21 protein-coding genes, 1 tRNA gene and 2 pseudogenes are annotated in these 20196 nt (G+C 70.8%); 16 read left to right on the forward strand and 8 right to left on the reverse strand.

Features of this window, described 5'->3' with window-relative positions; all coding sequences use genetic code 11:
* The first annotated feature begins 119 nt into the window (after positions 1 to 119).
* Both obgE and proB read left to right on the forward strand, forming a co-directional pair.
* Positions 120 to 1754 carry a GTPase ObgE gene (gene obgE, locus ABD073_RS07655; protein WP_343873426.1) on the forward strand — a complete coding sequence of 545 codons (1635 nt, stop codon included), beginning with the start codon at positions 120 to 122 and terminating at the stop codon, positions 1752 to 1754.
* Between the two features lie 2 nt (positions 1755 to 1756).
* Positions 1757 to 2887, forward strand: a complete 1131-nt coding sequence (gene proB, locus ABD073_RS07660; RefSeq protein ID WP_343873427.1) for a glutamate 5-kinase — start codon at positions 1757 to 1759, stop codon at positions 2885 to 2887.
* Here proB and ABD073_RS07665 read toward each other — a convergent pair.
* Positions 2884 to 3822, reverse strand: a complete 939-nt coding sequence (locus tag ABD073_RS07665) for a hypothetical protein (protein WP_343873428.1) — start codon at positions 3820 to 3822, stop codon at positions 2884 to 2886. The two genes, proB and ABD073_RS07665, sit on opposite strands and share 4 nt — an antisense overlap.
* Before the next feature lie 50 nt (positions 3823 to 3872).
* On the opposite strand from ABD073_RS07665, the gene ABD073_RS07670 reads away from it, so the two are divergent.
* The 9 genes from ABD073_RS07670 to ABD073_RS07710 all read left to right on the forward strand — a co-directional run bounded on the left by ABD073_RS07670 (position 3873) and on the right by ABD073_RS07710 (position 9103).
* Positions 3873 to 5120, forward strand: a complete 1248-nt coding sequence (locus ABD073_RS07670; protein WP_343873429.1) for a glutamate-5-semialdehyde dehydrogenase — start codon at positions 3873 to 3875, stop codon at positions 5118 to 5120.
* 18 nt (positions 5121 to 5138) lie between these two features.
* Positions 5139 to 5261 carry a hypothetical protein gene (locus ABD073_RS07675; protein ID WP_343873430.1) on the forward strand — a complete coding sequence of 41 codons (123 nt, stop codon included), beginning with the start codon at positions 5139 to 5141 and terminating at the stop codon, positions 5259 to 5261.
* Between the two features lie 41 nt (positions 5262 to 5302).
* Complete coding sequence (gene nadD, locus ABD073_RS07680; protein ID WP_343873551.1) at positions 5303 to 6049, forward strand: nicotinate-nucleotide adenylyltransferase; 747 nt, start codon at positions 5303 to 5305, stop codon at positions 6047 to 6049.
* Positions 6046 to 6462, forward strand: a complete 417-nt coding sequence (gene rsfS, locus ABD073_RS07685; protein WP_343873432.1) for a ribosome silencing factor — start codon at positions 6046 to 6048, stop codon at positions 6460 to 6462. Before nadD ends, rsfS begins: the two co-directional genes overlap by 4 nt.
* Positions 6462 to 7109 (forward strand): histidine phosphatase family protein, encoded by a 648-nt coding sequence (locus ABD073_RS07690; RefSeq protein WP_343873434.1) that lies wholly within the window; start codon positions 6462 to 6464, stop codon positions 7107 to 7109. The genes rsfS and ABD073_RS07690 overlap by 1 nt, the downstream gene beginning before the upstream one ends.
* Positions 7110 to 7178: 69 nt before the next feature.
* A tRNA-Ala gene (locus ABD073_RS07695) sits at positions 7179 to 7251 on the forward strand.
* A 211-nt stretch (positions 7252 to 7462) separates the two neighbouring features.
* The gene (locus tag ABD073_RS07700; RefSeq protein WP_343873435.1) at positions 7463 to 8443 is read left to right on the forward strand and encodes an SPFH domain-containing protein; all 981 of its coding nucleotides are present in this window, start codon (positions 7463 to 7465) and stop codon (positions 8441 to 8443) included.
* Positions 8444 to 8455: 12 nt separating this feature from the next.
* Positions 8456 to 8659: a type II toxin-antitoxin system antitoxin gene (locus ABD073_RS07705; RefSeq protein ID WP_343873436.1), complete on the forward strand. Its 204-nt coding sequence runs from the start codon at positions 8456 to 8458 to the stop codon at positions 8657 to 8659.
* Positions 8660 to 8731: 72 nt separating this feature from the next.
* Positions 8732 to 9103 (forward strand): hypothetical protein, encoded by a 372-nt coding sequence (locus ABD073_RS07710; protein WP_343873437.1) that lies wholly within the window; start codon positions 8732 to 8734, stop codon positions 9101 to 9103.
* Between the two features lie 67 nt (positions 9104 to 9170).
* Here ABD073_RS07710 and ABD073_RS07715 read toward each other — a convergent pair whose 3' ends face one another.
* From ABD073_RS07715 to ABD073_RS15545, 4 genes and pseudogenes are all read right to left on the reverse strand, one after another.
* Positions 9171 to 9503 carry a TraR/DksA family transcriptional regulator gene (locus ABD073_RS07715; protein WP_343873552.1) on the reverse strand — a complete coding sequence of 111 codons (333 nt, stop codon included), beginning with the start codon at positions 9501 to 9503 and terminating at the stop codon, positions 9171 to 9173.
* 31 nt (positions 9504 to 9534) lie between these two features.
* Complete coding sequence (locus ABD073_RS15585; protein ID WP_343873557.1) at positions 9535 to 9693, reverse strand: hypothetical protein; 159 nt, start codon at positions 9691 to 9693, stop codon at positions 9535 to 9537.
* A pseudogene (locus ABD073_RS15540) lies at positions 9660 to 10235 on the reverse strand (transporter substrate-binding domain-containing protein); the annotation flags it as partial. The gene ABD073_RS15585 and the pseudogene ABD073_RS15540, both read right to left, overlap by 34 nt.
* Positions 10232 to 11529: pseudogene (locus tag ABD073_RS15545) on the reverse strand (PrpF domain-containing protein). The pseudogenes ABD073_RS15545 and ABD073_RS15540, both read right to left, overlap by 4 nt.
* Here ABD073_RS15545 and ABD073_RS07735 point away from each other — a divergent pair.
* Positions 11444 to 12034 (forward strand): hypothetical protein, encoded by a 591-nt coding sequence (locus ABD073_RS07735; RefSeq protein ID WP_343873438.1) that lies wholly within the window; start codon positions 11444 to 11446, stop codon positions 12032 to 12034. The pseudogene ABD073_RS15545 and the gene ABD073_RS07735 overlap by 86 nt on opposite strands.
* Before the next feature lie 64 nt (positions 12035 to 12098).
* On the opposite strand, the gene ABD073_RS07740 is transcribed toward ABD073_RS07735, so the two are convergent.
* On the reverse strand, positions 12099 to 12773 hold the full coding sequence (locus ABD073_RS07740; RefSeq protein ID WP_343873439.1) for a pentapeptide repeat-containing protein: 675 nt from the start codon (positions 12771 to 12773) through the stop codon (positions 12099 to 12101).
* Between the two features lie 103 nt (positions 12774 to 12876).
* On the opposite strand from ABD073_RS07740, the gene efp reads away from it, so the two are divergent.
* The 3 genes from efp (at position 12877) to ABD073_RS07755 (ending at position 15269) form a co-directional block, all read left to right on the forward strand.
* Complete coding sequence (efp, locus tag ABD073_RS07745; RefSeq protein ID WP_343873440.1) at positions 12877 to 13440, forward strand: elongation factor P; 564 nt, start codon at positions 12877 to 12879, stop codon at positions 13438 to 13440.
* Positions 13440 to 13937 (forward strand): transcription antitermination factor NusB, encoded by a 498-nt coding sequence (nusB, locus tag ABD073_RS07750; protein ID WP_343873441.1) that lies wholly within the window; start codon positions 13440 to 13442, stop codon positions 13935 to 13937. The genes efp and nusB overlap by 1 nt, the downstream gene beginning before the upstream one ends.
* An 81-nt stretch (positions 13938 to 14018) precedes the next feature.
* Positions 14019 to 15269: an MFS transporter gene (locus ABD073_RS07755; RefSeq protein ID WP_343873442.1), complete on the forward strand. Its 1251-nt coding sequence runs from the start codon at positions 14019 to 14021 to the stop codon at positions 15267 to 15269.
* On the opposite strand, the gene ABD073_RS07760 is transcribed toward ABD073_RS07755, so the two are convergent.
* Entirely contained in the window at positions 15244 to 16281 is a 1038-nt protein-coding gene (locus ABD073_RS07760) for an alcohol dehydrogenase catalytic domain-containing protein (protein WP_343873443.1), read from the reverse strand. The two genes, ABD073_RS07755 and ABD073_RS07760, sit on opposite strands and share 26 nt — an antisense overlap.
* A 122-nt stretch (positions 16282 to 16403) precedes the next feature.
* On the opposite strand from ABD073_RS07760, the gene dhaL reads away from it, so the two are divergent.
* Complete coding sequence (gene dhaL / locus ABD073_RS07765; protein ID WP_343873444.1) at positions 16404 to 18083, forward strand: dihydroxyacetone kinase subunit DhaL; 1680 nt, start codon at positions 16404 to 16406, stop codon at positions 18081 to 18083.
* A gap of 15 nt (positions 18084 to 18098) precedes the next feature.
* Here dhaL and ABD073_RS07770 read toward each other — a convergent pair whose 3' ends face one another.
* Positions 18099 to 20060, reverse strand: a complete 1962-nt coding sequence (locus tag ABD073_RS07770) for an acyltransferase family protein (protein ID WP_343873445.1) — start codon at positions 20058 to 20060, stop codon at positions 18099 to 18101.
* Positions 20061 to 20196 lie beyond the last annotated feature (136 nt).

Raw genomic sequence — 20196 nt, forward strand, 5'->3', positions numbered from 1 at the left:
CCTCCTTGACAAGACCTCTGGTCCCGCCCCTCTCAGGCGTTGCCGGGTAGGATTGCAGGGCTGGCGAGCCACCGCTGTGCGTGCCCGCCCACCACCTGACTTCTGCAGAGAGAACCACCATGGCAATCCCCTCCTTCGTCGACCGCGTGACGCTCACCGTCACGGCCGGAAACGGCGGGCACGGCTGCGCCTCGGTGCATCGCGAGAAGTTCAAGCCGCTCGGTGGTCCCGACGGTGGCAACGGCGGCGACGGCGGCTCCATCGTGCTGCGCGTCGACCCGCAGGTGACCACCCTGGTGGAGTACCACCGCCAGAGCGTGCGCAAGGCGGCCAACGGCCAGCCCGGCATGGGCGATCACAAGAACGGCTCGCGCGGTGAGGACACCGTGCTGTCGGTGCCCGAGGGCACCATCGTCACCGATGCCGAGACCGGCGACGTGCTGGCCGACCTCACCGGGGACGACGTCGAGGCGATCGTGGCCGCTGGTGGCCGCGGTGGCCTGGGCAATGCGGCGCTCGCCTCGGCCTCCCGCAAGGCCCCCGGCTTCGCCCTGCTGGGCGAGGAGGGCGACAGCCGCAAGATCATGCTGGAGCTCAAGGTGGTGGCCGACGTCGGCCTGGTGGGCTTCCCCTCGGCCGGCAAGAGCTCACTGATCGCGGCGATCAGCCGCGCCCGGCCCAAGATCGCCGACTACCCCTTCACCACCCTGGTGCCCAACCTGGGCGTCGTGGTGGCCGGTGACGTGACCTACACCGTCGCCGACGTTCCCGGCCTGATCGAGGGTGCCAGCCAGGGCAAGGGCCTGGGCTTCGACTTCCTGCGCCACATCGAGCGCTGCCAGGCCATCGTCCACGTCGTCGACTGCGCCACCTTCGAGCCGGGGCGGGACCCGCTGAGCGATCTGGACGTGATCGAGGCCGAGCTGGCCGCGCACGGTGGCCTGGAGGACCGCCCGCGGCTGGTGGCGCTGAACAAGGTGGACATCCCCGATGCCGCCGAGATCGCGGAGATGGTCAAGGCCGACGTCGAGGCCCGCGGGCTGAAGACCTTCGTGATCTCCACCAAGTCCGGCGAGGGCCTCAACGGGCTCACCTTCGCCATGGCCGACCTGGTGGAACAGCGCCGGGCGCAGATGCCGCCGCCGGCCCCGAAGAAGATCGTGATCCGGCCCCGCGCGGTGGCCGAGACCGAGCCCTTCACCATCCACCGGATGGGCGACGGCATGGGCGGCGAGGTCTGGCGGGTGCGCGGCGAGAAGCCGGAGCGCTGGGTGCGCCAGACCGACTTCAACAATGCCGAGGCGGTCGGCTACCTCGCCGATCGGCTCAACAAGCTCGGCGTCGAGGACAAGCTGCTCCAGATCGGCGCCCGCGCCGGCGACGCGGTGGCCATCGGTGGCGAGGACGCGGTGATCTTCGACTTCGCCCCGCAGGTGGAGATCGGTGCCGAGATGCTGGCCCGTCGTGGCGAGGACGCCCGCCTGGAGCGGGAGCGCCCGGCGGCAGTGCGGCGTCGCGAGAAGGATGCCGAGTACCAGGAGCGCCGCGGTGGCATGCACCGCGACGCCTGGCGCGTCATCAATGCCGCCACCTCCGGCTACGAGGCCGACGAGGACGAGGCCGGCAACGGCTTCGAGGCCGACTACGGTGACGAGGACTTCAGCGACGAGCCCGGCGAGGGCGTCGAGGTCAGCTACCAGGTGCACGACGACGACCACGTGCACGATGACGACCAGGATCAGGGGACCCGCTGACGATGGAGCTGCGCGAGCAGTTGCGGCAGTGCAACCGGATCGTGGTGAAGGTGGGGTCCTCCTCGCTGACCACCGCGGAGGGCGGCATCGACCCCGCCCGGATCCAGCGCCTGGTGGACGCGGTGGCCGACGTGCGCGCCCACGGCACCCAGGTGGTGCTGATCAGCTCGGGCGCCATCGCCGCTGGCCTGTCGCCGCTGGGGCTGGCCCGTCGCCCGCGTGACCTGGCCACCCAGCAGGCGGCCGCCAGCGTCGGTCAGGGCCTGCTGATGCAGGAGTACACCGAGCGCTTCGGTGCCCACGGCCTGCGGGTGGGCCAGCTGCTGCTCACCGTCGACGACCTGACCCGCCAGACCACCTATTCCAATGCGCTGCGCACGCTGGGCAAGCTGCTCAAGCTGCAGGCGCTGCCGATCGTCAACGAGAACGACACCACCGCCACCCACGAGATCCGTTTCGGTGACAACGACCGACTCGGGGCCCTGGTGGCTCAGATGGTGCGCGCCGATGCGCTGGTGCTGCTCAGCGACGTGGACGGGCTCTACACGGCCCACCCGGCAGACCCGGGCAGTGAGCGGATCAGCACCGTGGCCGACATCGACGCCCTGGAGGTGGACACCCACAAGCGGGGGACCGCCATCGGCTCGGGCGGCATGACCACCAAGCTGCAGGCCGCGCAGATCGCCACCAGTGCAGGGATCCCGGTGGTGCTGGCGCGTGCCGACCAGGCCTATGCCGCCATGACCGGGCAGAACGTCGGCACCTTCTTCCCCTCCGACGCCAAGCGCCGCCCGCGACGGCTGCTCTGGCTGGCCCATGCCACCAGCGCCCGCGGCCGACTGCTGCTCGACGAGGGCGCGGTGCAGGCCGTGGTGCAGCGCAAGGCCTCGCTGCTGGCGGCCGGGATCACCGCCGTCGAGGGCGACTTCGTGGCCGGCGACCCGGTGGACCTGGTCTCGCCCGAGGGCAAGGTGGTGGCCCGCGGCCTGGTGGGCTTCAGCGCCGAGGAACTGCCCGACATGCTGGGACGCAAGTCGCAGGACCTGGCCGATGCGCTGGGCCGCGAGTACGAGCGCGAGGTGGTGCACCGCGACGTGCTCGTGGTGCTGGCCCGCCGCCCGCGGCGTCGCTAGGCCGGCAGCTCGACGCCTAGCCCCGAGCGCTCCGCCTGCTCGGCCACGTGCGCGGCGAAGACCAGGTCGGTGATGCCGATGCCCAGGTTCTGGCAGAGCACTCGTCCGCCGGGGCGGCCCTGCTGCAGCAGCTCGCCGGTCCACCGTTCGGCCAGCGGGTAGTCGGGGGCCAGCTTCACCGGGGCCACGGCGCGGAACTGCTCGATGTCGTCGGCCGCCATCGTTGTGGTGCGCGCCAGCTCGGCGCCCACGCTGCTGGCATAGTCCAGCGGCAGCAGGAGCACGTCCTCGACCAGGCGGTCGGGTTCCAGCTCGGCGCCGTGCAGGCCGATCGTGAGACCGCTGACCACCGCCCCTGCACCGCTGACGGCCGACCGCTTGTCGGTGGTGGTCTCCAGGCGCAGACCGGGCAGGGCCTGGGCCACCCACTCCTGCAGCTCCGCGAGCGGCTCCTCGCGGCGGCCGAAGAGCCGCACCTCGCGCACCCCGATCGCCTCGAAGATCGGCAGGTGGGACCTGGCCTGGGCCCCGGTGCCCAGGAAGGCCACCGGGCGGGAGACGTCGGCCAGCGCCTGCAGGCAGGCCCCGGTGACGGCTGCGGTGCGCTGCGCGGTCAGCGGGGCCGCCTGCATCACGGCGCGGGTGGAGCCGGTGGTGGCGTCGGCCAGCACCATCACGCCCTGGGCGGTGGGCAGCCCGCGCGAGGGGTTGTCCGGCACCAGGGTCACCCACTTGCAACCGGCCAGGTCACGGTCCAGCCAGGCGGCCGGCATGGCATTGGCGAAGGCCTCGCCCCCGAGTGCCAGCCCCGGCTTCGGCGGCACCTGGGCGGCGCCGTCGGAGCGGGCCACCAGGGCCTCGCCGGCCAGCGCGATGGCGGTGAGGGGATCGGGCAAGAGGTGGTCCACCTGGGCGGTGCTGAGGTATCGGCTCACCACTCGACCCTAGCCGCGACGCGAGGCGAGGCCCGATTAGTCTTGCCGCCATGACGAGCCTCTTCGCCGCCCAGGCAGGTGCTGCCCGCACCGCCTCCCGCCAGCTGGCCACCCTGTCGCGGGCCCGCAAGGACGCCGCCCTGCAGGCCATGGCCGACGCCCTGGCCGCCGCACAGGAGCCGGTGCTGCAGGCCAATGCCCGCGACGTGGAGCGGGCCCGCGAGCAGGGCACCCCGGAGGCCATGGTGGACCGGCTGACCCTCACCCCCGAGCGGATCGCGGGCATGGTGCAGGGCCTGCGTGACCTGGCCGGCCTGCCTGACCCGGTGGGCGACGTGGTGCGCGGTTTCTCCACCCCCGCCGGGGTGCGGATCAGCCAGGTGCGGGTGCCCTTCGGTGTGGTGGGGATCATCTACGAGGCGCGCCCCAATGTCACCGCCGATGCCGCCGGCATCTGCCTCAAGAGCGGCAATGCCGCCCTGCTGCGCGGTTCCTCCTCGGCGCTGGACTCCAATCGTGCCGTGGTGGCCGCCCTGCGCGGCGGGCTGGAGCAGGCGGGCGTCGAGGCCGGCGCGGTCTGCCTGGTGGAGGGTGGCCGCGAGGTGACCGGAGAGATGATGCGCGCCCGTGGCCTGGTGGACCTGCTGATCCCGCGCGGCGGTGCCGGGCTGATCGAGGCGGTGGTCACCGGCTCCACGGTGCCGGTGATCGAGACCGGCACCGGCAACTGCCACCTCTTCGTCGACGCCAGCGCAGACCAGCAGATGGCGCTGGAGATCATGCTCAATGCCAAGACCCAGCGCCCCAGCGTCTGCAACTCGCTGGAGACCCTGCTGGTGCATGCCGAGATCGCCGAGCAGTTCGTGCCCAAGGCCCTGGAGGCACTGACGGCCGCTGGCGTCACGGTGCACGGTGACGACTCGGTGCGCGGTCTGGACCACCGGATCGTCGAGGCGACCGAGACCGAGTACGACGCGGAGTACCTCTCGCTGGACCTGGCAGCCAAGGTGGTGGCCGGCCTGGACGAGGCCGTGGAGCACATTCGCGCCCACAGCTCGGGCCACTCCGAGACGATCATCACCTCAGACCTGGGCAGTGCCAACCGCTTCACCGCCGAGGTGGACGCGGCGGCGGTGCTGGTGAACGCCTCCAGCCGCTTCGTCGACGGCGGTGAGTTCGGTTTCGGCGCCGAGATCGGCATCTCCACCCAGAAGCTGCACGCCCGTGGCCCGATGGGCCTGCCGGAGATGACCTCCACCAAGTACGTCGTGGTGGGGGACGGGCAGACGCGCGGCTGAATCGGCTAGTCTCTGCACATGTCCATGGTTCTGATGAATGCCCAGGCCGAGACCTGGCCCGCCTTCGCCGTCGCCTTCGCCGTCCTGATCGCGGCGCTGCTGTTCGTCCTGAACATCGGCGGCAACCGCCCGCACAGCTGAGCGTGACCCAGCCTGGCGAGAGCGCCCCCGGCAAGGAGGCGCTGGGCATCGTGCATCCCGACGGCCCCGAGCGTCCCTGGCGCCTGGGCGTGATGGGTGGCACCTTCGACCCGATCCACCACGGCCACCTGGTGGCCGCCAGCGAGGTGGCCGCCCGCTTCGGCCTCGACGAAGTGGTCTTCGTGCCCACCGGCGTGCCCTGGCAGAAGGCCGGACGCGGCGTCTCCGCCGCCGAGGACCGCTACCTGATGACGGTGATCGCCACCGCCTCGAACCCGCGCTTCAGCGTCTCGCGCGTGGACATCGAACGTCCCGGCGACACCTACACCGTCGACACCCTGAAGGACCTGCGCCGGATCCGCGGCGGCGAGGTGGAGCTCTTCTTCATCACCGGCGCCGACGCCCTGGCCAAGATCCTCACTTGGCGCGGCGCCGAGGAGCTCTTCGACCTGGCGCACTTCATCGGCGTCAGCCGGCCCGGCATCCCGCTGGGGGAGAGCGACATCGCCCACCTGCCGGCCGACAAGGTCACCCTACTGGAGGTGCCTGCCATGGCCATCTCCTCCACCGACTGCCGCAACCGGGTTCGCGAGGGCCTGCCGATCTGGTACCTGGTGCCGGACGGCATCGTGCAGTACATCGCCAAGCGCGGCCTGTACGGGCAGCTGCGCGCCACCACCGAGCCGGTGCTGGACCGCGTGGACACCAGCCACAGCCCGGACGAGCTCGCCGAGCTCGCCGCCGCGGAGAATGCCCGCATCCAGAAGACCAAGGAAGAGAAGTCTTGAGCGCAACCGAGATCGCCATCACCACCGCCACGCTGGCCGCCCAGGCGGCCGCCGACAAGCTGGGCACCGACATCGTCGCCTTCGACGTCAGCGAGCAGCTGGCCATCACCGACATCTTCCTGGTGGTCTCGGCCAGCAACGAGCGCCAGGTGGGCGCCGTGGTGGACGGCATCGAGGAGCAGCTGCTCAAGCACAAGCTGAAGCCGGTGCGTCGCGAGGGGGACCGGGAGAACCGCTGGGTTCTGCTGGACTACCTCGACGTGGTGGTGCACGTGCAGCACACCGACGAGCGCGCTCTGTACTCGCTGGAGCGGCTGTGGAAGGACTGCCCTCGCATCGAGCTGGGCGTCCACGAGGGCCGCGAGGCCCCGCCCGCCGCCGAGCAGAGCGACGAGGACGCCGTCGGCGCCTGATGTCCAGCACCGTCGTCACCAGCACAGCACCAGCCACCCGGCTGGTGCTGTTGCGTCATGGCCTGACGGACTGGAATGCCCAAGGGCGCTTCCAGGGCCAGCTCGACATCGGCCTGAACGACACCGGCCGGTCCCAGGCCGCCGCGGCGGCGCCGCACCTCGCGGCCCTGGTTCCGGATGTCGTCCTCTCCTCAGACCTGGGCCGCGCCACCGAGACCGCGGCGGCCGTCGCGGGCCTGCTGGGCACCGAGGTGGTCACCGATCCCCGGCTGCGCGAGATCAATGTCGGCAGCTGGGGCGGGCTGACCGGGGCCGAGATGCAGCAACGCGATCCCGGTTTCGCCCGCGCCCTGGCCAATGGCGAGGACTTCCGTCGCTCTCCCGAGGGGGAGACCGCCGACGAGGTGGGCGTGCGGATGCGCCTGGCGCTCACCGACCTGACCGCCCGCTTCGAGGGCGGCACCCTGATGGTGGTCTCCCACGGCCTGGCCATCCGGATGGCCTGCGGCTATCTGCTGGGCTGGGACTTTGCCCACAGCTGGCAGCTCGGGCCCATGGCGAACTGTGGCTGGTCCGTGCTCTCGCGACGCCCCGACCTGCCCTGGCGGCTCGAGGCCTACAACCGTGTGGCGCCCGATTTTGCATGATGCGATCCCATGCTGTAATGTTCTACGAGTCCTGAGGGGCTGAAAGGCTGCTCAAAGGACATCCCACAAGGGGCTATGGCGCAGTTGGTAGCGCGCTTCCATGGCATGGAAGAGGCCAGGGGTTCGAATCCCCTTAGCTCCACAATCACAGAAGGCCCCGCCGAGAGGCGGGGCCTTCTGCGTCTTCCCGGCCACCCAGGATCCGCACTTTCGCGGTCCGTGCCACAACTGTCTGAAAGTCCAGGTGCTGGCGTCTTCCCGTGCACCAAAAAATAGATATCATATTGCTATCAGGTCGCCCGGAGGGGCGCGGAGCACCCGACCCGGCAACGGGAGGGGAGAGGGAGGCAAAGATGAACGACGACAACAGCACCGCCGTCACCCCCGAGGAGCAGCCGCTGCAGGCGCGCCCGGTGGGCCATGACGGGGTCCGCGTCGACGTGAGCGAGCACCGCGCCTGGAGCATGTCCGGCCTGCCCGGGCTGTTGCTGGTCGTCCTGCTGGTGCTGGGTGGTGCGGCGCTGGTGGTCACCAGCCTGCTGGCGGGCAGCCCCTCGGTGGCCGGCATCATCGGTGGCGCGCTGCTCGCGGCGCTGGGCGGCATCCTCGCCACCGGTCTGCGCGTGGTGAACCCCGGCGAGGCCGTCGTGGTGCAGTTCCTGGGCAACTACCTGGGCACCGTGCGTCGCACCGGGCTGAACATGACCCCGCCCTTCACCACCGGCCGCAAGGTCTCGGTGAAGGCCGACAACTTCGAGACCACCGGTCTGAAGGTCAACGACTCCAACGGCAACCCGATCGAGATCGCCGCCGTCGTCGTCTACCAGGTGGCCGACACCGCCAAGGCCGCCTTCGCGGTGGAGGACTACGACGAGTTCGTGCGCAAGCAGGCCGAGTCCGCGCTGCGCCACGTCGCCATGAGTCACCCCTACGACGACCACTCTGTCCCGATGGAGGGTCAGCCCGCCCAGCAGGTGGTCACGCTGCGCGAGTCCCCCGACCACGTCAACGGCGAGCTCGCCCGCGAGGTGGCCGAGCGGGTGGCCGTCTCCGGCGTCGAGATCATCGAGGTGCGCATCTCCCACCTGGCCTACGCCCAGGAGATCGCCTCCGCCATGCTGCGACGCCAGCAGGCCGCCGCGGTGCTCTCCGCCCGCCAGGTGATCGTCCAGGGAGCCACCGAGATGGCCAAGCAGGCCGTGCGCGAGCTGGACGCCCAGAGCGACATCGAGCTGGACCCGGAGCGCAAGGCCGCCATGATCACCAACCTGCTGGTGGTGCTGTGCTCGGAGCAGAACACCGCGCCGGTGATCAATGCCGGCTCGCTGTACTGAGATGGTCTGAGGATGCCCGAACAGCGCAAGCAGATCCTGCTCCGGGTCAACCCGCAGGTGCACGAGGCGCTGAGCCGGTGGGCGGCCGACGACATGCGGTCGGTGAACGGACAGATCGAGATGATCCTGCGCGACGCCCTGCGTCGCGCAGGTCGTCTGCCCCGCGACGTGCCTGAGCCGCGAGGCCCGGGCCGGCCCCGCAACGACGAGGACTGAGCCGCGGACCTGCGACCAAGCCGAGGGCGAACAGCCTGTCACCCTGCCGTCGTGGGGTGGCAGGCTGGCGCCATGAGCATCGAGCACAATGACGCCACCGAGCTGTCCGACGAGACCGGCGAGATCGACCAGCTGGACTCCGACCTGGACGGTGTCGAGGACACCGACGAGCTGACCGAGATGGCCGACGCGAACCGCCCCTACGGCGAGGTCACCGCCGAGGACCTGGGCACCCAGGACCTGATCGACGACGGGGGAGACCTGGCCACCACGCTGGACGACGACGCGCGAACCGACAACCGCGCCGCGGGCGTGGTTCCGGTGGACGAGGAGATGACCTTCGACGACTTGACTACCGAGGAGACCCTCGAGGACCGCTTCCAGCAGGAGGAGCCGGACCCGATCAGCGACATCGTCCCGCCCGACGCCGGTCGTCGCGCCTGAGGCACCGGCCACGCAGGATTGAACGGCCCCGTTCCCGGCATGGGAACGGGGCCTCGCCGTTCCCGGGTCAGCTGGCCGTGGCGTGCTCCACGCAGGTGACCGACCAGGGCCGGAACTCCAGCCGGGCCTCGCCGATCGGGTTCCCGCACACGTCGCAGCGGCCGTGACTGCCCTCGTCGAGTTTGGCCAGCGCACGCTCCACCTGGTCCAGCACCTGGGCCAGGGTGGAGGCGGAGGAGGCGTCGGCCATCTGCTGGATGGCCTGGTTGGTGCCCTCGCCGATCCGCTTGCCGAAGCCGATGGTGGCCCCAGCTTCCGGGGGCCGGGTCAGCTCCACGATCTGGGCCCGCAGATCCGCGGCCTTCTGCTCCAGCTCCGTGCGCAGCTCGTCGTCAGCCATCCCCGGATGATACCCACGGGTCCCACAGGCGTCAGGGGACCGGCGGTGCCACCGCAGCGTCGGCGCCGCTGAGCTCGAGTTCCCGCGCGATGGTGCCATCGGCCTTGAGCGTCTCGAGTCGCTCGACGACCGCCCGCAGAGCCGACATCGGGGAACCGCGTGGCAATCCCACAGCTTGGCGGATCTCCATGAAAGGAGGTTCCAGAACCCGATAGCCGCGACTCTCGGCATACCGGTCAGCGGCTGCCGGATCCCTGCGCAGACATCCAGCCGCTGCTCTTCGAACACCTCTGCCACCTCCAGTCCTCGTTCGATCTCCGCGTGCTGGATGGTCCTGGTCAGGAACAGGTCGTACGCGGCACCTTGGCGGACACCGATGCGAATCCCTGGCGCGTCGACGTCAGGCGTCCCACGAAGGTCTTCTCGTCGGGCGATGTAGACGCCCTCGATCAAGGCGTACGGCGGCGTGAACGCAACACCGCTCTCACGCTCAGGTTCGATCGCCAGAAAGCAGAGGTCCGCGTGGCCAGCGACCATGGCGGCGTACGCGTCACGGGCGGCCGGCACCTGGCTCAGCGCCAGGGGAACGTCCAGCCAGTCAGCCAGATGCTCGGCGATTGCCACGGTCACCCCACGTGGACCATCGGGGCCCGGCTGGGCCAGGACCGGGTTGCCCAGGTTGATGACTGCTCGCAGGCGGCCGGTCGGCGCCAGAGTTGTCGCGAGACTCATGGTTCCACCGCGACCTCTCCGCGCATGAGGGGCCGGGCGGTGCGGAAGAGTGACGCGCTCGAAACCTCGTACGATTCACGGCCCTGCTCGACGTCGGCCGCGGCCGTGACGACCCCCAACGGGGTTCCGATCCGCAAGCCCCCTCCTGAGGGAGCGCACACCTGTGCGATGACAGTTCCCGGGATCCCGGCGGCCGTGGCGACGCACAGTGCGGCCGTCCCGGGGATTGCTCGATGAACGATCCCCATCGACACGGTCCGCACCACGATGTCGCATTCGCCTGCCGACACGGTGGATCCGTCCAGCAGGATGCTTTCGGCAGGGGCGGACACCACGGCGATCTTGGGAACAGACTGCGCCGCGGTCTGAGGGCTGGCGCACATCCCCATCGCAACAGCCGCCGAGCGGCGCAGCCGCTCGAGGAGGGCCATGAGACGCCTGTCCTCCTCCAGCGTCTGGGGGAGTTCGGTACCGGCAACCCCCACGTCCGCGGCTGCAACAAAGACCATCGGATTCGCGGCATCGACCAAGGAGACCGCAAGCGCACGACCGTCGACATCCAGCACCTGCAGGGGAAGCCCCGTGGGAGCACCCCACTGGTCTTCGAACCCCCCGGACTCACGTACCGCAACTCAATGGGCGCGGCCGTTCCGGAAACGCCGGGCAGCACCAGATCGCCCCGCGTCGCAGCGACGCCATGAGCCACCTCCAGGCCGACCTCGATCAGTTTGTCCGTGTTGGTGTTGTGGACACGGAACCAGTTGTTACCCTCGGGACTCTGCACGATGCCCGCCAGTAGGGCGAACGGCACGACCGCTGACGAAAGATTGCCCCAGTTGCCGGAGTAGTCCACGGTCCCCGTGTCCACTGCGACCTGGCCAAAGGTGTACTCAAGGTCCACGCCCGCACGTTGCGAGGTGCGTACGCTGACCACCTTGGACAGCGAAGAGATCCCCCCACCCATTCCATCGAGTTGGCGGCCGAACCGGTCCGGAGATCCGATGGCGCGCGCATAGAGACGATCGCGGTCCGCCCCCTCGCTCGGGAGGTCGCGCTCATCGAAGAAAAGACCCTTGCTGGTGCCTCCCCGCATGAAGATCGCCTTGACCCAGGTTGTCATCCCACACTCCTCGTGTCCGTTGCCCGTGCGCTCATCCTGTTGTGGGGCCGCCAGTACACCATCGATCTCGCCGTAGCAGGATGGTGCCATGGCGACGATCGAGGTGGAGCGCTGGTGGGGCAACACGCCTGCGGCGCAGGGTTCCGGGCGGGCACTGCTGGTGCTGCCCGGCATGAACTACCCGGTGGACGGGGCGGGCATCATGCTCCCGGTCCGCGCGCTGGCCGAGCAGGGCTGGGAGGTCTTCGCGGTGGCCTGGGACCTGGCCGATGTGCGGGAGGACCCTCAGGCCCTGCGGCAGGCCGTAGAGCAGGCGGCGGAGCAGGCACACCAGGCCGCAGGTGGGGCCACGACGATGATGCTGCTGGGCAAGTCCGTCGCCTCGCTGGCCACCGGATGGGTGGCGCGGGCCGCGATGCCCGCCATCTGGCTCACGCCCATGCTCACCCGCCCCGAGGTCTGCGGGGCCTTGGCTGCATCGCCGGCTCCCGCGCTGCTGGCCGGTGGCAGCGCGGACCAGCTCTGGGACGGCGCCGCGGCGCGGGCAACCGGCAAGCAGGTCCTGGAACTCGGTGCGGTCGACCACGGCTTCATCAGCCCCAGCGGCGATCCGGCCTACCTGGCGACCATGACGCGTCTCACCGCCGCCTGCACCGACTTCGCGGCCAGCCTGGGCTGAGACCCGGAGCCCGTCCTCGGGGCAGCAGAGGGGCGAGCGCCGCGGTGGTCGTGCCCGTGGCTGCTCAGTCCTCCACCAGGTGCAGGCCGAGCTCGCCGGCCATCTCGTGGGCGATGTCGTACAGGTCGTCGACGCGGATGGTGGCACCGCGCAGCCCGTCGAGACCCTTCAGGCCCACCAGCGAGCCACCCGACAGCGAGACCCGGGTGCTGGTGGCCTGGCTGAAACTGGCGCCCTCCAGGGTGCAGTCGGTGAAGCTGACGTCCTGCAGCCGGGCATTGGTGAAGTCGGCGCCGGTCAGGTCGCAGCCGGTGAAGCTGACCCGCTGCAGGTTGGCGAAACGGAAGTTGGCCAGCGACATCTGACAGTCCCGGTGCTCCAGGTCGGCCAGGGTGCAGCCGCTCAGCGCGATCCCCACCAGCCGGCAGCCGCGCCAGGCCACCCGCTTCAGCCCGCTCTCGGTGAAGGCCGCATTGGCGGCATCCACCCCGTTCAGCTCCACGTCCACCCAGTTGGTGCGGTACCAGTCGCTGTCGGCCAGGCTGCCACGGGCCACGCGCAGGCTGGCCAGCTCCACGAACTCGGTGCTGTGGGCCTCCAGCGAGAGCAGCGTCACCTCCTGCTCGGTGACCAGGTCGTCGCTGCCCACCGACGACGGCCCCAGGTCTGCCACCGACTGCAGACGCACCTCGCGCTCGGACAGCTTGGGCGGGTGGGCGTGACGGGGGAGGGCCTGCATGGCGCCACCGTAGCCGGTGCCCGGTCGCGCGGATCGTGGTGTCCAGCGGCAGTGGGTTAGACTGTCGTGCCGACTCGCGGCAGACGTCTTGAAAGGGAAGTACGTGGCTTCTACCAACGACCTGAAGAATGGCATGGTGCTCGACCTCGACGGTCAGCTCTGGCAGGTGATCTGGTTCCAGCACCACAAGCCGGGCAAGGGCAACACCGTCGTGCGCAGCAAGCTGAAGCACGTCCTGACCGGCAAGGTGGTCGACAAGACCTTCAACTCCGACACCAAGGTGGACACCGCGACGGTCGACCGTCGTGACATGCAGTACCTGTACCACGACGGCGACGGCTTCGTCTTCATGGACACCACCAGCTACGACCAGATGACCCTCTCCGAGGCCGTCGTCGGCGAGGCCAAGGACTACCTGCTGGAGAACACCGTCGCCACGGTGGCCATCCACGAGGGCAACCCGCTCTACATCGACATGCCCGCCTCCGTCGAGCTCGAGGTCACCTACACCGAGCCCGGCCTGCAGGGCGACCGCTCCACCGGTGGCACCAAGCCCGCCACCCTGGAGACCGGCAAGCAGGTCCAGGTGCCGCTGTTCATCACCACCGGCGAGAAGATCAAGGTCGACACCCGCACCGGCGACTACCTCTCCCGCGTCAGCAACTGATGGTCCCCGAGGACGTCGTCGGGACGCCGGTTCCCGGCCGCCCCGACCTTCTCAAGCTCTCCCAGGAGCCGACGCTCGTGGTGCCCAACCCGCACCACAGCAGCCGCACCAAGGCCCGCAAGCAGGCCCTCGACATCCTGTTCGAGGCCGAGCTGCGCGACCGCGACCTTGTGACCACGCTCGACGAGCACATCGCCACCGGTGACCCGTCGGTGCGTGACTACGCCGAACAGATCGTGCGTGGCATCAACGAGCAGATGGCCCAGGTGGACCAGCGCATCGCCGACAGCTGCAGCGAGGGCTGGACCCTGGAGCGGATGCCGCGCGTGGACCGCAACCTGGCCCGGATCGGCGTCTGGGAGATCGACCACACCGACGCACCCGACGAGGCCGTCATCGCGGAGGCGGTGGCCCTGGCCACCGAGTTCTCCACCGACGACTCGGCCGCCTTCGTCAACGGCCTGCTCGCGCAGGCCAGCAGGACCAAGCAGGCCTGAGCGCCCGCACGCCGCGACCCGGCCCGGGGATCCGGGGCGGGTCGTGCCGCGTCCGGAGCCCCTGCTGGCAGGATGTGGCGGGTGCCCACCCACGACGCCACAGTGACCGCTCCCGCCGCCGAGGACCTGGAGCGGGTGCAGCGCCGGGTGGTGCGAGTCCTCTTCGGCGCCCAGGTGCTGGCCGGGCTGGGCATGGGCGCGGGGATGTCGATCGGCTCCCTGCTCGCCTACGAGGTGACCAGCAACGAGGCACTGGCCGGCATCTCCCGGATCATCTCGGGGCTCTCGGTGGCCGTGCTGGCGGTGCCGCTGGCACGCCTGGCCACCACCCACGGCCGTCGGGTGGCGCTGGGCACCGGCTGGGCCGTGGCGAGCCTGGGCGCGTTGCTGCTGGTGGCGGCGATCGCGAGCCATTCGGTCGCGCTGCTGATGCTGGGCATGTTCGCCTTCTCGGCCGGTTCCGCAGCCGGCCTGCAGGCACGTTTCGCGGCCACCGACCTGGCCCGTCCGGAGCACCGGGCGCGCACCCTCTCCCTGGTGGTCTGGGCCACGACGCTGGGCTCCATGCTGGGCCCCAACCTGGCGGCGCCGGGTGCGGTGGTGGGCCGCTGGCTGGGCATTGCCGACATCGCCGGTGCCTACCTGCTCGCGGCGCTCGGCACGGTGCTGAGCGCCGGCTTCGTGCTGGCGACGCTGCGCCCGGACCCGCTGCTGCTGGCCCGCGGGAAGGCCCCGGCGGGCCGCCCCACGGGCAGCCTGGCCATGGTGCGGTCCGCCTGGCATCAGCCCGAGCTGCGCCTGGCCCTGGTCACCGTCGCCTGTGCCCAGTTCGTGATGGCCTCGGTGATGGTGCTGACCCCGGTGCACATGAGCGTGCACCACCACTCGTTGGCCGCGGTGGGGCTGACCATGAGCATCCACATCGCCGGCATGTATGCGCTGAGCCCGCTGGTGGGCATGGCGGTGGATCGTGCCGGCGAGCGGTTCGTGGTGGTGGCGGGCGTCGGCGTGCTGGCGGCCTCCCTGCTCACCGCCTGGTTCGCGGGCACCGGCGCGGTGCTGCTGAACCTGGCCCTCTTCCTGCTGGGCCTGGGCTGGTCGATGTGCTCGGTGGCCGGCTCCGCGCTGGTCACCCGGGTGGCGCCGGACGCGGACCGGCCGCAGCTGCAGGCCAGCGCCGACACCGCCTCCAACCTGTCCGCCGCCCTGGCCGCAGCGCTGTGCGGACCGGTGATGGGCCTGGTGGGCTACCGCGGCCTGGCCGCCTTCGCGGCCCTGGCGCTGGTGCCGGTGGTGGTGGTCCTGCTCAGTGCGGCTCGACGGCGATCTTGACGCCCAGCTGGTCGCTGACCGCCTGCACCGCGCGGTCCACATCGCCCAGCTCGAAGCCGTGGGTCACGATCCGCTCCGCGTCGATGGCGCCACAGGCCAGCACCTGCACGGCCCGGTGCACGTCGCTGCGTCGGGCATTCGAGCCGCCGGTGACCACCAGCTCCTTGTAGTGCACCAGGTTGGGGTCCATCTCGACGGTGGAGCCCTTGGGGAAGCCGGCGAAGTAGTTCACCCGGCCGCCAACGCCGGCCAGTTCGAGGGCCTGGTTGGCCAGCGGCAGGGCGCCGATGGCCACCACGACGACGTCGGCGCCGCGGCCGCCACTCACCTCGTCGACCACCCGGGCCAGGTCCTCGGAGGTGGGGTCCACGGCGCGGGTGGCGCCCAGCTCCAGGGCCAGCTCGCGTCGGCCGGCGGAACGGTTGGTGACCACCACCTGGCTGGCGCCCTGGAGGCGGGCCAGCTGGGTGTGCAGCAGTCCGATGGGCCCGGCACCCAGCACCACCACCACGTCGCCGGGCCGGGTGCTGAACTGGGAGGCGCCGTTGAGCACGCAGCTCAGTGGCTCGGCCAGGCAGAGCGTGCGGGCGGGCATCTCGGGGGTGAGGATGACGTTGCCGTTGCGCACCGCCCGCGCGGGCACCAGGCAGTACTCGGCCAGGCCACCGTCGATGGCGTAGCCGATCAGCTGCAGGTTGCTGCAGAAGTGCTCGCGGCCCGCCAGGCAGTTGGGGCAGTGGTTGCAGCTCACCACGATGGAGACCGTCGCCTGGGCGCCGGCCGGGTAGCCCTCGACGCCCTCACCAACGGCCTCGATCCGTCCGGCGATCTCGTGGCCCAGCACGACGCCGGGACGCACCCCGGCCGTCTTCGCGCCGGAGATCAGCCGCAGGTCGGTGCCGCACAGCGTGGTGGCCTCGATGCGCAGCAGCACCTCTCCGGGACCGGGCGTGGGTGTGGCCCGCTCGGTGAGGCCGAAGTCATGGGGGCTGTTGAGCACGGCGGCGCGCATCGCTCACTCCTGGATCGAGGGAAAGGGGCCTTCCAGCCAAACCCTAGCCAGCCGCGCCGCACAGTCATAGTGTGAATTTCACACCAACCGTGTGACCGACTTGTCTCCCCGAGGAGTGCGCAATGACGCGTCTAGTCAACGATCCTTCCAATTTCCCGGCCGAGGCCGTCGCGGGCTTCGCGGATGCCTATTCCCAGTACGTGAAGCCCGTCTTCGGTGGCGTGGTCCGCTCCACGAAGACCCCGCAGGGCAAGGTCGCCCTGGTGGTCGGCGGCGGTTCGGGCCACTACCCGGCCTTCGCCGGCTGGGTCGGACCCGGCTTCGCCGATGGTGCCGTCTGCGGCAACATCTTCTCCTCGCCCTCGGGCGCCCAGGCCTACAGCGTGTGCAAGGCCGCCGACCGTGGCGCCGGGATCCTGATCGGCTTCGGCAACTATGCCGGCGACGTGCTTCACTTCGGCCAGGCCGTGGAACGGCTCAAGAGCGAGGGCCTCGAGGCCCGCACCCTGCTGGTCACCGACGACATCGCCTCCGCCGGGCCCGAGGAGCACCTCAAGCGGCGAGGCATCGCCGGGGACCTGCCCACCTTCAAGATCACCGGTGCCGCCTGTGAGGCGGGCGTCAGCCTGGACGAGGCGCAGCGCATCTTCGACAAGGCCAACCAGGCCACCCGTTCCTACGGCGTCGCCTTCGCGGGCTGCACGCTGCCCGGAGCGGACCACCCGCTGTTCACCGTGCCCGAGGGCCGGATGGGCATCGGCCTGGGCATCCATGGCGAGGCCGGCGTCGACGAGGCCGAGCTGGGCAGCGCCGCCGACATCGCCAGGCTGCTGGTCGACGGGTTGCTGGCCGACCACCCGGCCGAGCAGGGTCAGCGGGTCGTGGCCATCCTGAACGGCCTGGGCGGCAGCAAGTACGAGGAGATGTTCGTGGTCTGGCACTCCGTGCAGCAGTTGCTGCGCGAGGCCGGGCTGGAGATCGCCCAGGGCGAGGTGGGGGAGTTCGTCACCAGTCTGGACATGGCCGGGATCAGCCTGACCCTGGTCTTCCTCGACGAGGAGCTCGAGAAGTACTGGTTCGCTCCCTGCGACACGCCCGCCTACCGCCGCGGTGCGGTCGGCGAGGTGGAGCGCGACGACACCGAGCTGGCCCAGCAGGCCACGAAGGTGGGTGTCGAGCAGCCGGGCTCGGCCGACTCCCAGCAGCTCGCCGCCCGCGCGGTGACCGTGCTGGAGCAGGTGGCCGCGCTGCTGCGCGAGAAGGAGACCGAGCTGGGCGACCTGGATGCGGTGGCCGGTGACGGGGACCACGGTGCTGCCATGGCGAAGGGCTCGGCGGCCGCCCTGGCCACCGCCCGGGACCTGGCCGGCCAGCAGGCCGGTGCCCAGACCCTGCTCTCCGGCGCCGGCGCCGCCTGGTCCGATGCGGCCGGCGGCACCTCGGGTGCTCTCTGGGGCGCCCTGCTGACTGCCGTCGGCAACAGTCTGGGCGACGCCGACCCCGCCGGGGAGCAGGCCGTCGCGCAGGCCCTCGAGGCCGCCCTGGAGGCCGTCGTCCGGCTCGGTGGCGCGCAGGTGGGTGACAAGACCCTGGTCGACGCCCTGCAGCCGGCCGTCGAGGCCTACCAAAGCAGCGGCAGCCTGGCCGAGGCCGTCACCGCCGCCCAGCAGGGTGCCGAGTCCACCAAGGACCTGGTGGCGAAGCTGGGCCGCGCCCGTCCGCTCGGCCAGCGCTCGCTGGGTCATGCCGACCCGGGTGCCACCAGTCTCGCCATGGTGCTGGAGCGCATCGCCCAGGGCTGAGCGGCCGCGGGGCCGTCACCTGCCGGTGGCGGCCCCGACGCGCTGCAACAGGGCGGCGGAGACCTTCGAGCCCACCAGCTCGTTGTCGAAGTGGGAACCGTCGGGGCGTCCCACCCGGCCGGGGCTGACCGTGTCGTCGCACAGCGCCGAGCCATAGGTCGCGCTCGGTGTCGGCGGGCGGTTGCAGACCACGTCGTCCATCGTGACGGTGCGCAGCCGCCGGTCGGAGCGTGCCATCTCGGTCACCATGGCATTCCAGGTGCGGCGGTAGTCGTCGTGCACGACCAGGCGCTGCAGGAAGGGAACGCAGGTGCGCGCCGAACAGCGAGTACGCATCCCGACGCCGGGCGGCTCGGTGAGCACCACCACGAGAGTCGCACCGTTCACCGTGAGCCGGTCCACGGACTCCTCGAAGTCACGGCGCTGGGCCTGCCAGAAGGCCGGCGTGGCCGGTGTGAGCAGCTGGTCACCCTGGTAGCGGTCGGCCACCTCGTAGCGAGACCACCAGACGACGGTGGCGGGGTTGGTGGCCACCAGCGCCTCGGACTGGCTCTGCCGCACCTGCGGGCACCGCTCACCGGCCACGTCGTCGGCGGAGATCCGCTGGTGCACCCCGAGCGGGGAGCAGCCGCCCATGCTGGCGCTGTCCACCGTGATCCCCGCAGCCTCACCGGCGGGGGCCAGCACCGGGAGCAGCCGCTTGGGGACCGAGTCACCCACCACCAGCCAGGCGTTGCGGTCGAGCGGCTTGCTGGGCAGCACGGCGCGCGCCAGCGGGGTGAGCGGCGTGCCACCCAGCGGCGCGGCCAGCAGGCTGGTGAAGAGCATCATCGCGGCGGCCAGGCCCACCGTTCGCCGGGTGGTGAACCAGCCCGACCAGCGGCCGTTCAGGATCGGCTGCTCGTAGAGGTGGTAGCTGGCCGCTGCCAGGGCCACGGTGAGCAGGATGACGGCGGCCGCCCGCCACCAGGAGAAGTGCGCGTGGGCACCCAGCCAGACGGCCAGCGGCCAGTGCCACAGGTAGATGCCGTAGCTGATCCGGCCCAGGTAGCTCATCGGACCCCAGGCAAGGGCCCTGGAGAGCCACCAGTCCGGTGCGCTGCCGGCGGCCAGCACGAGCAGGGCGGTTCCCAGGCAGAAGACGAAGGCCTCCCCACGGAAGTAGCCGGCCGACGGTCCTGCGGCCCGGGAGAAGAGCACCACCATCGTCACCACGCCGAGCCAGCCCAGCAGCCGGGCATGGCGTCGCACCAGCCCGGCGATCGCGGGGCGGGAGACCAGCAGCGCCGCCAGGGCCCCCAGCAGCGGCTCGAAGGCCTTGGTGTCGGTGCCCATGTAGGCCCGGTCCGGGGCGGTGGGGTCGGTGAGCACCGCCAGCAGGATGGCGGAGCCGAGCAGCAGCAGGACCGTGACCGCCGTCAGCAGTCGCACGGCCTTCCTGCCCACGGAGCCGTCCCCGCGGTGGCGTCGCGCCAGGGTGAGGCAGCCGAACACGAGCAGCGGCCACAGCAGGTAGAACTGCTCCTCCACGGCCAGCGACCACATGTGCAGCAGCGGCGACTGGTTGCCGTCGTCGTTGAAGTAGCTGCCGGCCGTCATGAAGTGCCAGTTGGCCAGGTAGACCACGGTGTGGAAGGCGTCGCTGCCCAGCACCGGGCGGCGGTAGGCCGGGGCCATGGTCCAGGACCAGAGCAGTACCACGAGCACCACGAGCATCGCGGCCGGCATCAGCCGGCGCAGTCGTCGGGTCCAGAAGCGCACCAGGTCGACCGACTCACGCTTCAGCAGACCCGAGACCAGGCCGGTGGTGATCAGGTAGCCCGACAGGACGAAGAAGACGTCGACGCCGATGAAACCCGCTGCCATGCCGGGCGCGGCCACGTGGAAGAGCACCACCAGGAAGACCGCGATGGTGCGGATCCCGTCGAGGGCGTCGAGCCGGGCGGCGCGGGGTGGTGGGGGCGCCTGCTGCGACATGGGACCTCCTGCGTCGGGGGTGGGAGAACCGTTTGAGTGTAGGGGAGTCGCGCCGGCATGCCGGTAGTGCGAGGGGCGTGCCGTCCACGATCGCCGGACCGTCGCTCCCCGCGCGCGGCGGGCTGCTATCGTCTCG

The organism is Luteococcus peritonei, assembly GCF_039526385.1.
Lineage (GTDB): Bacteria > Actinomycetota > Actinomycetes > Propionibacteriales > Propionibacteriaceae > Luteococcus > Luteococcus peritonei.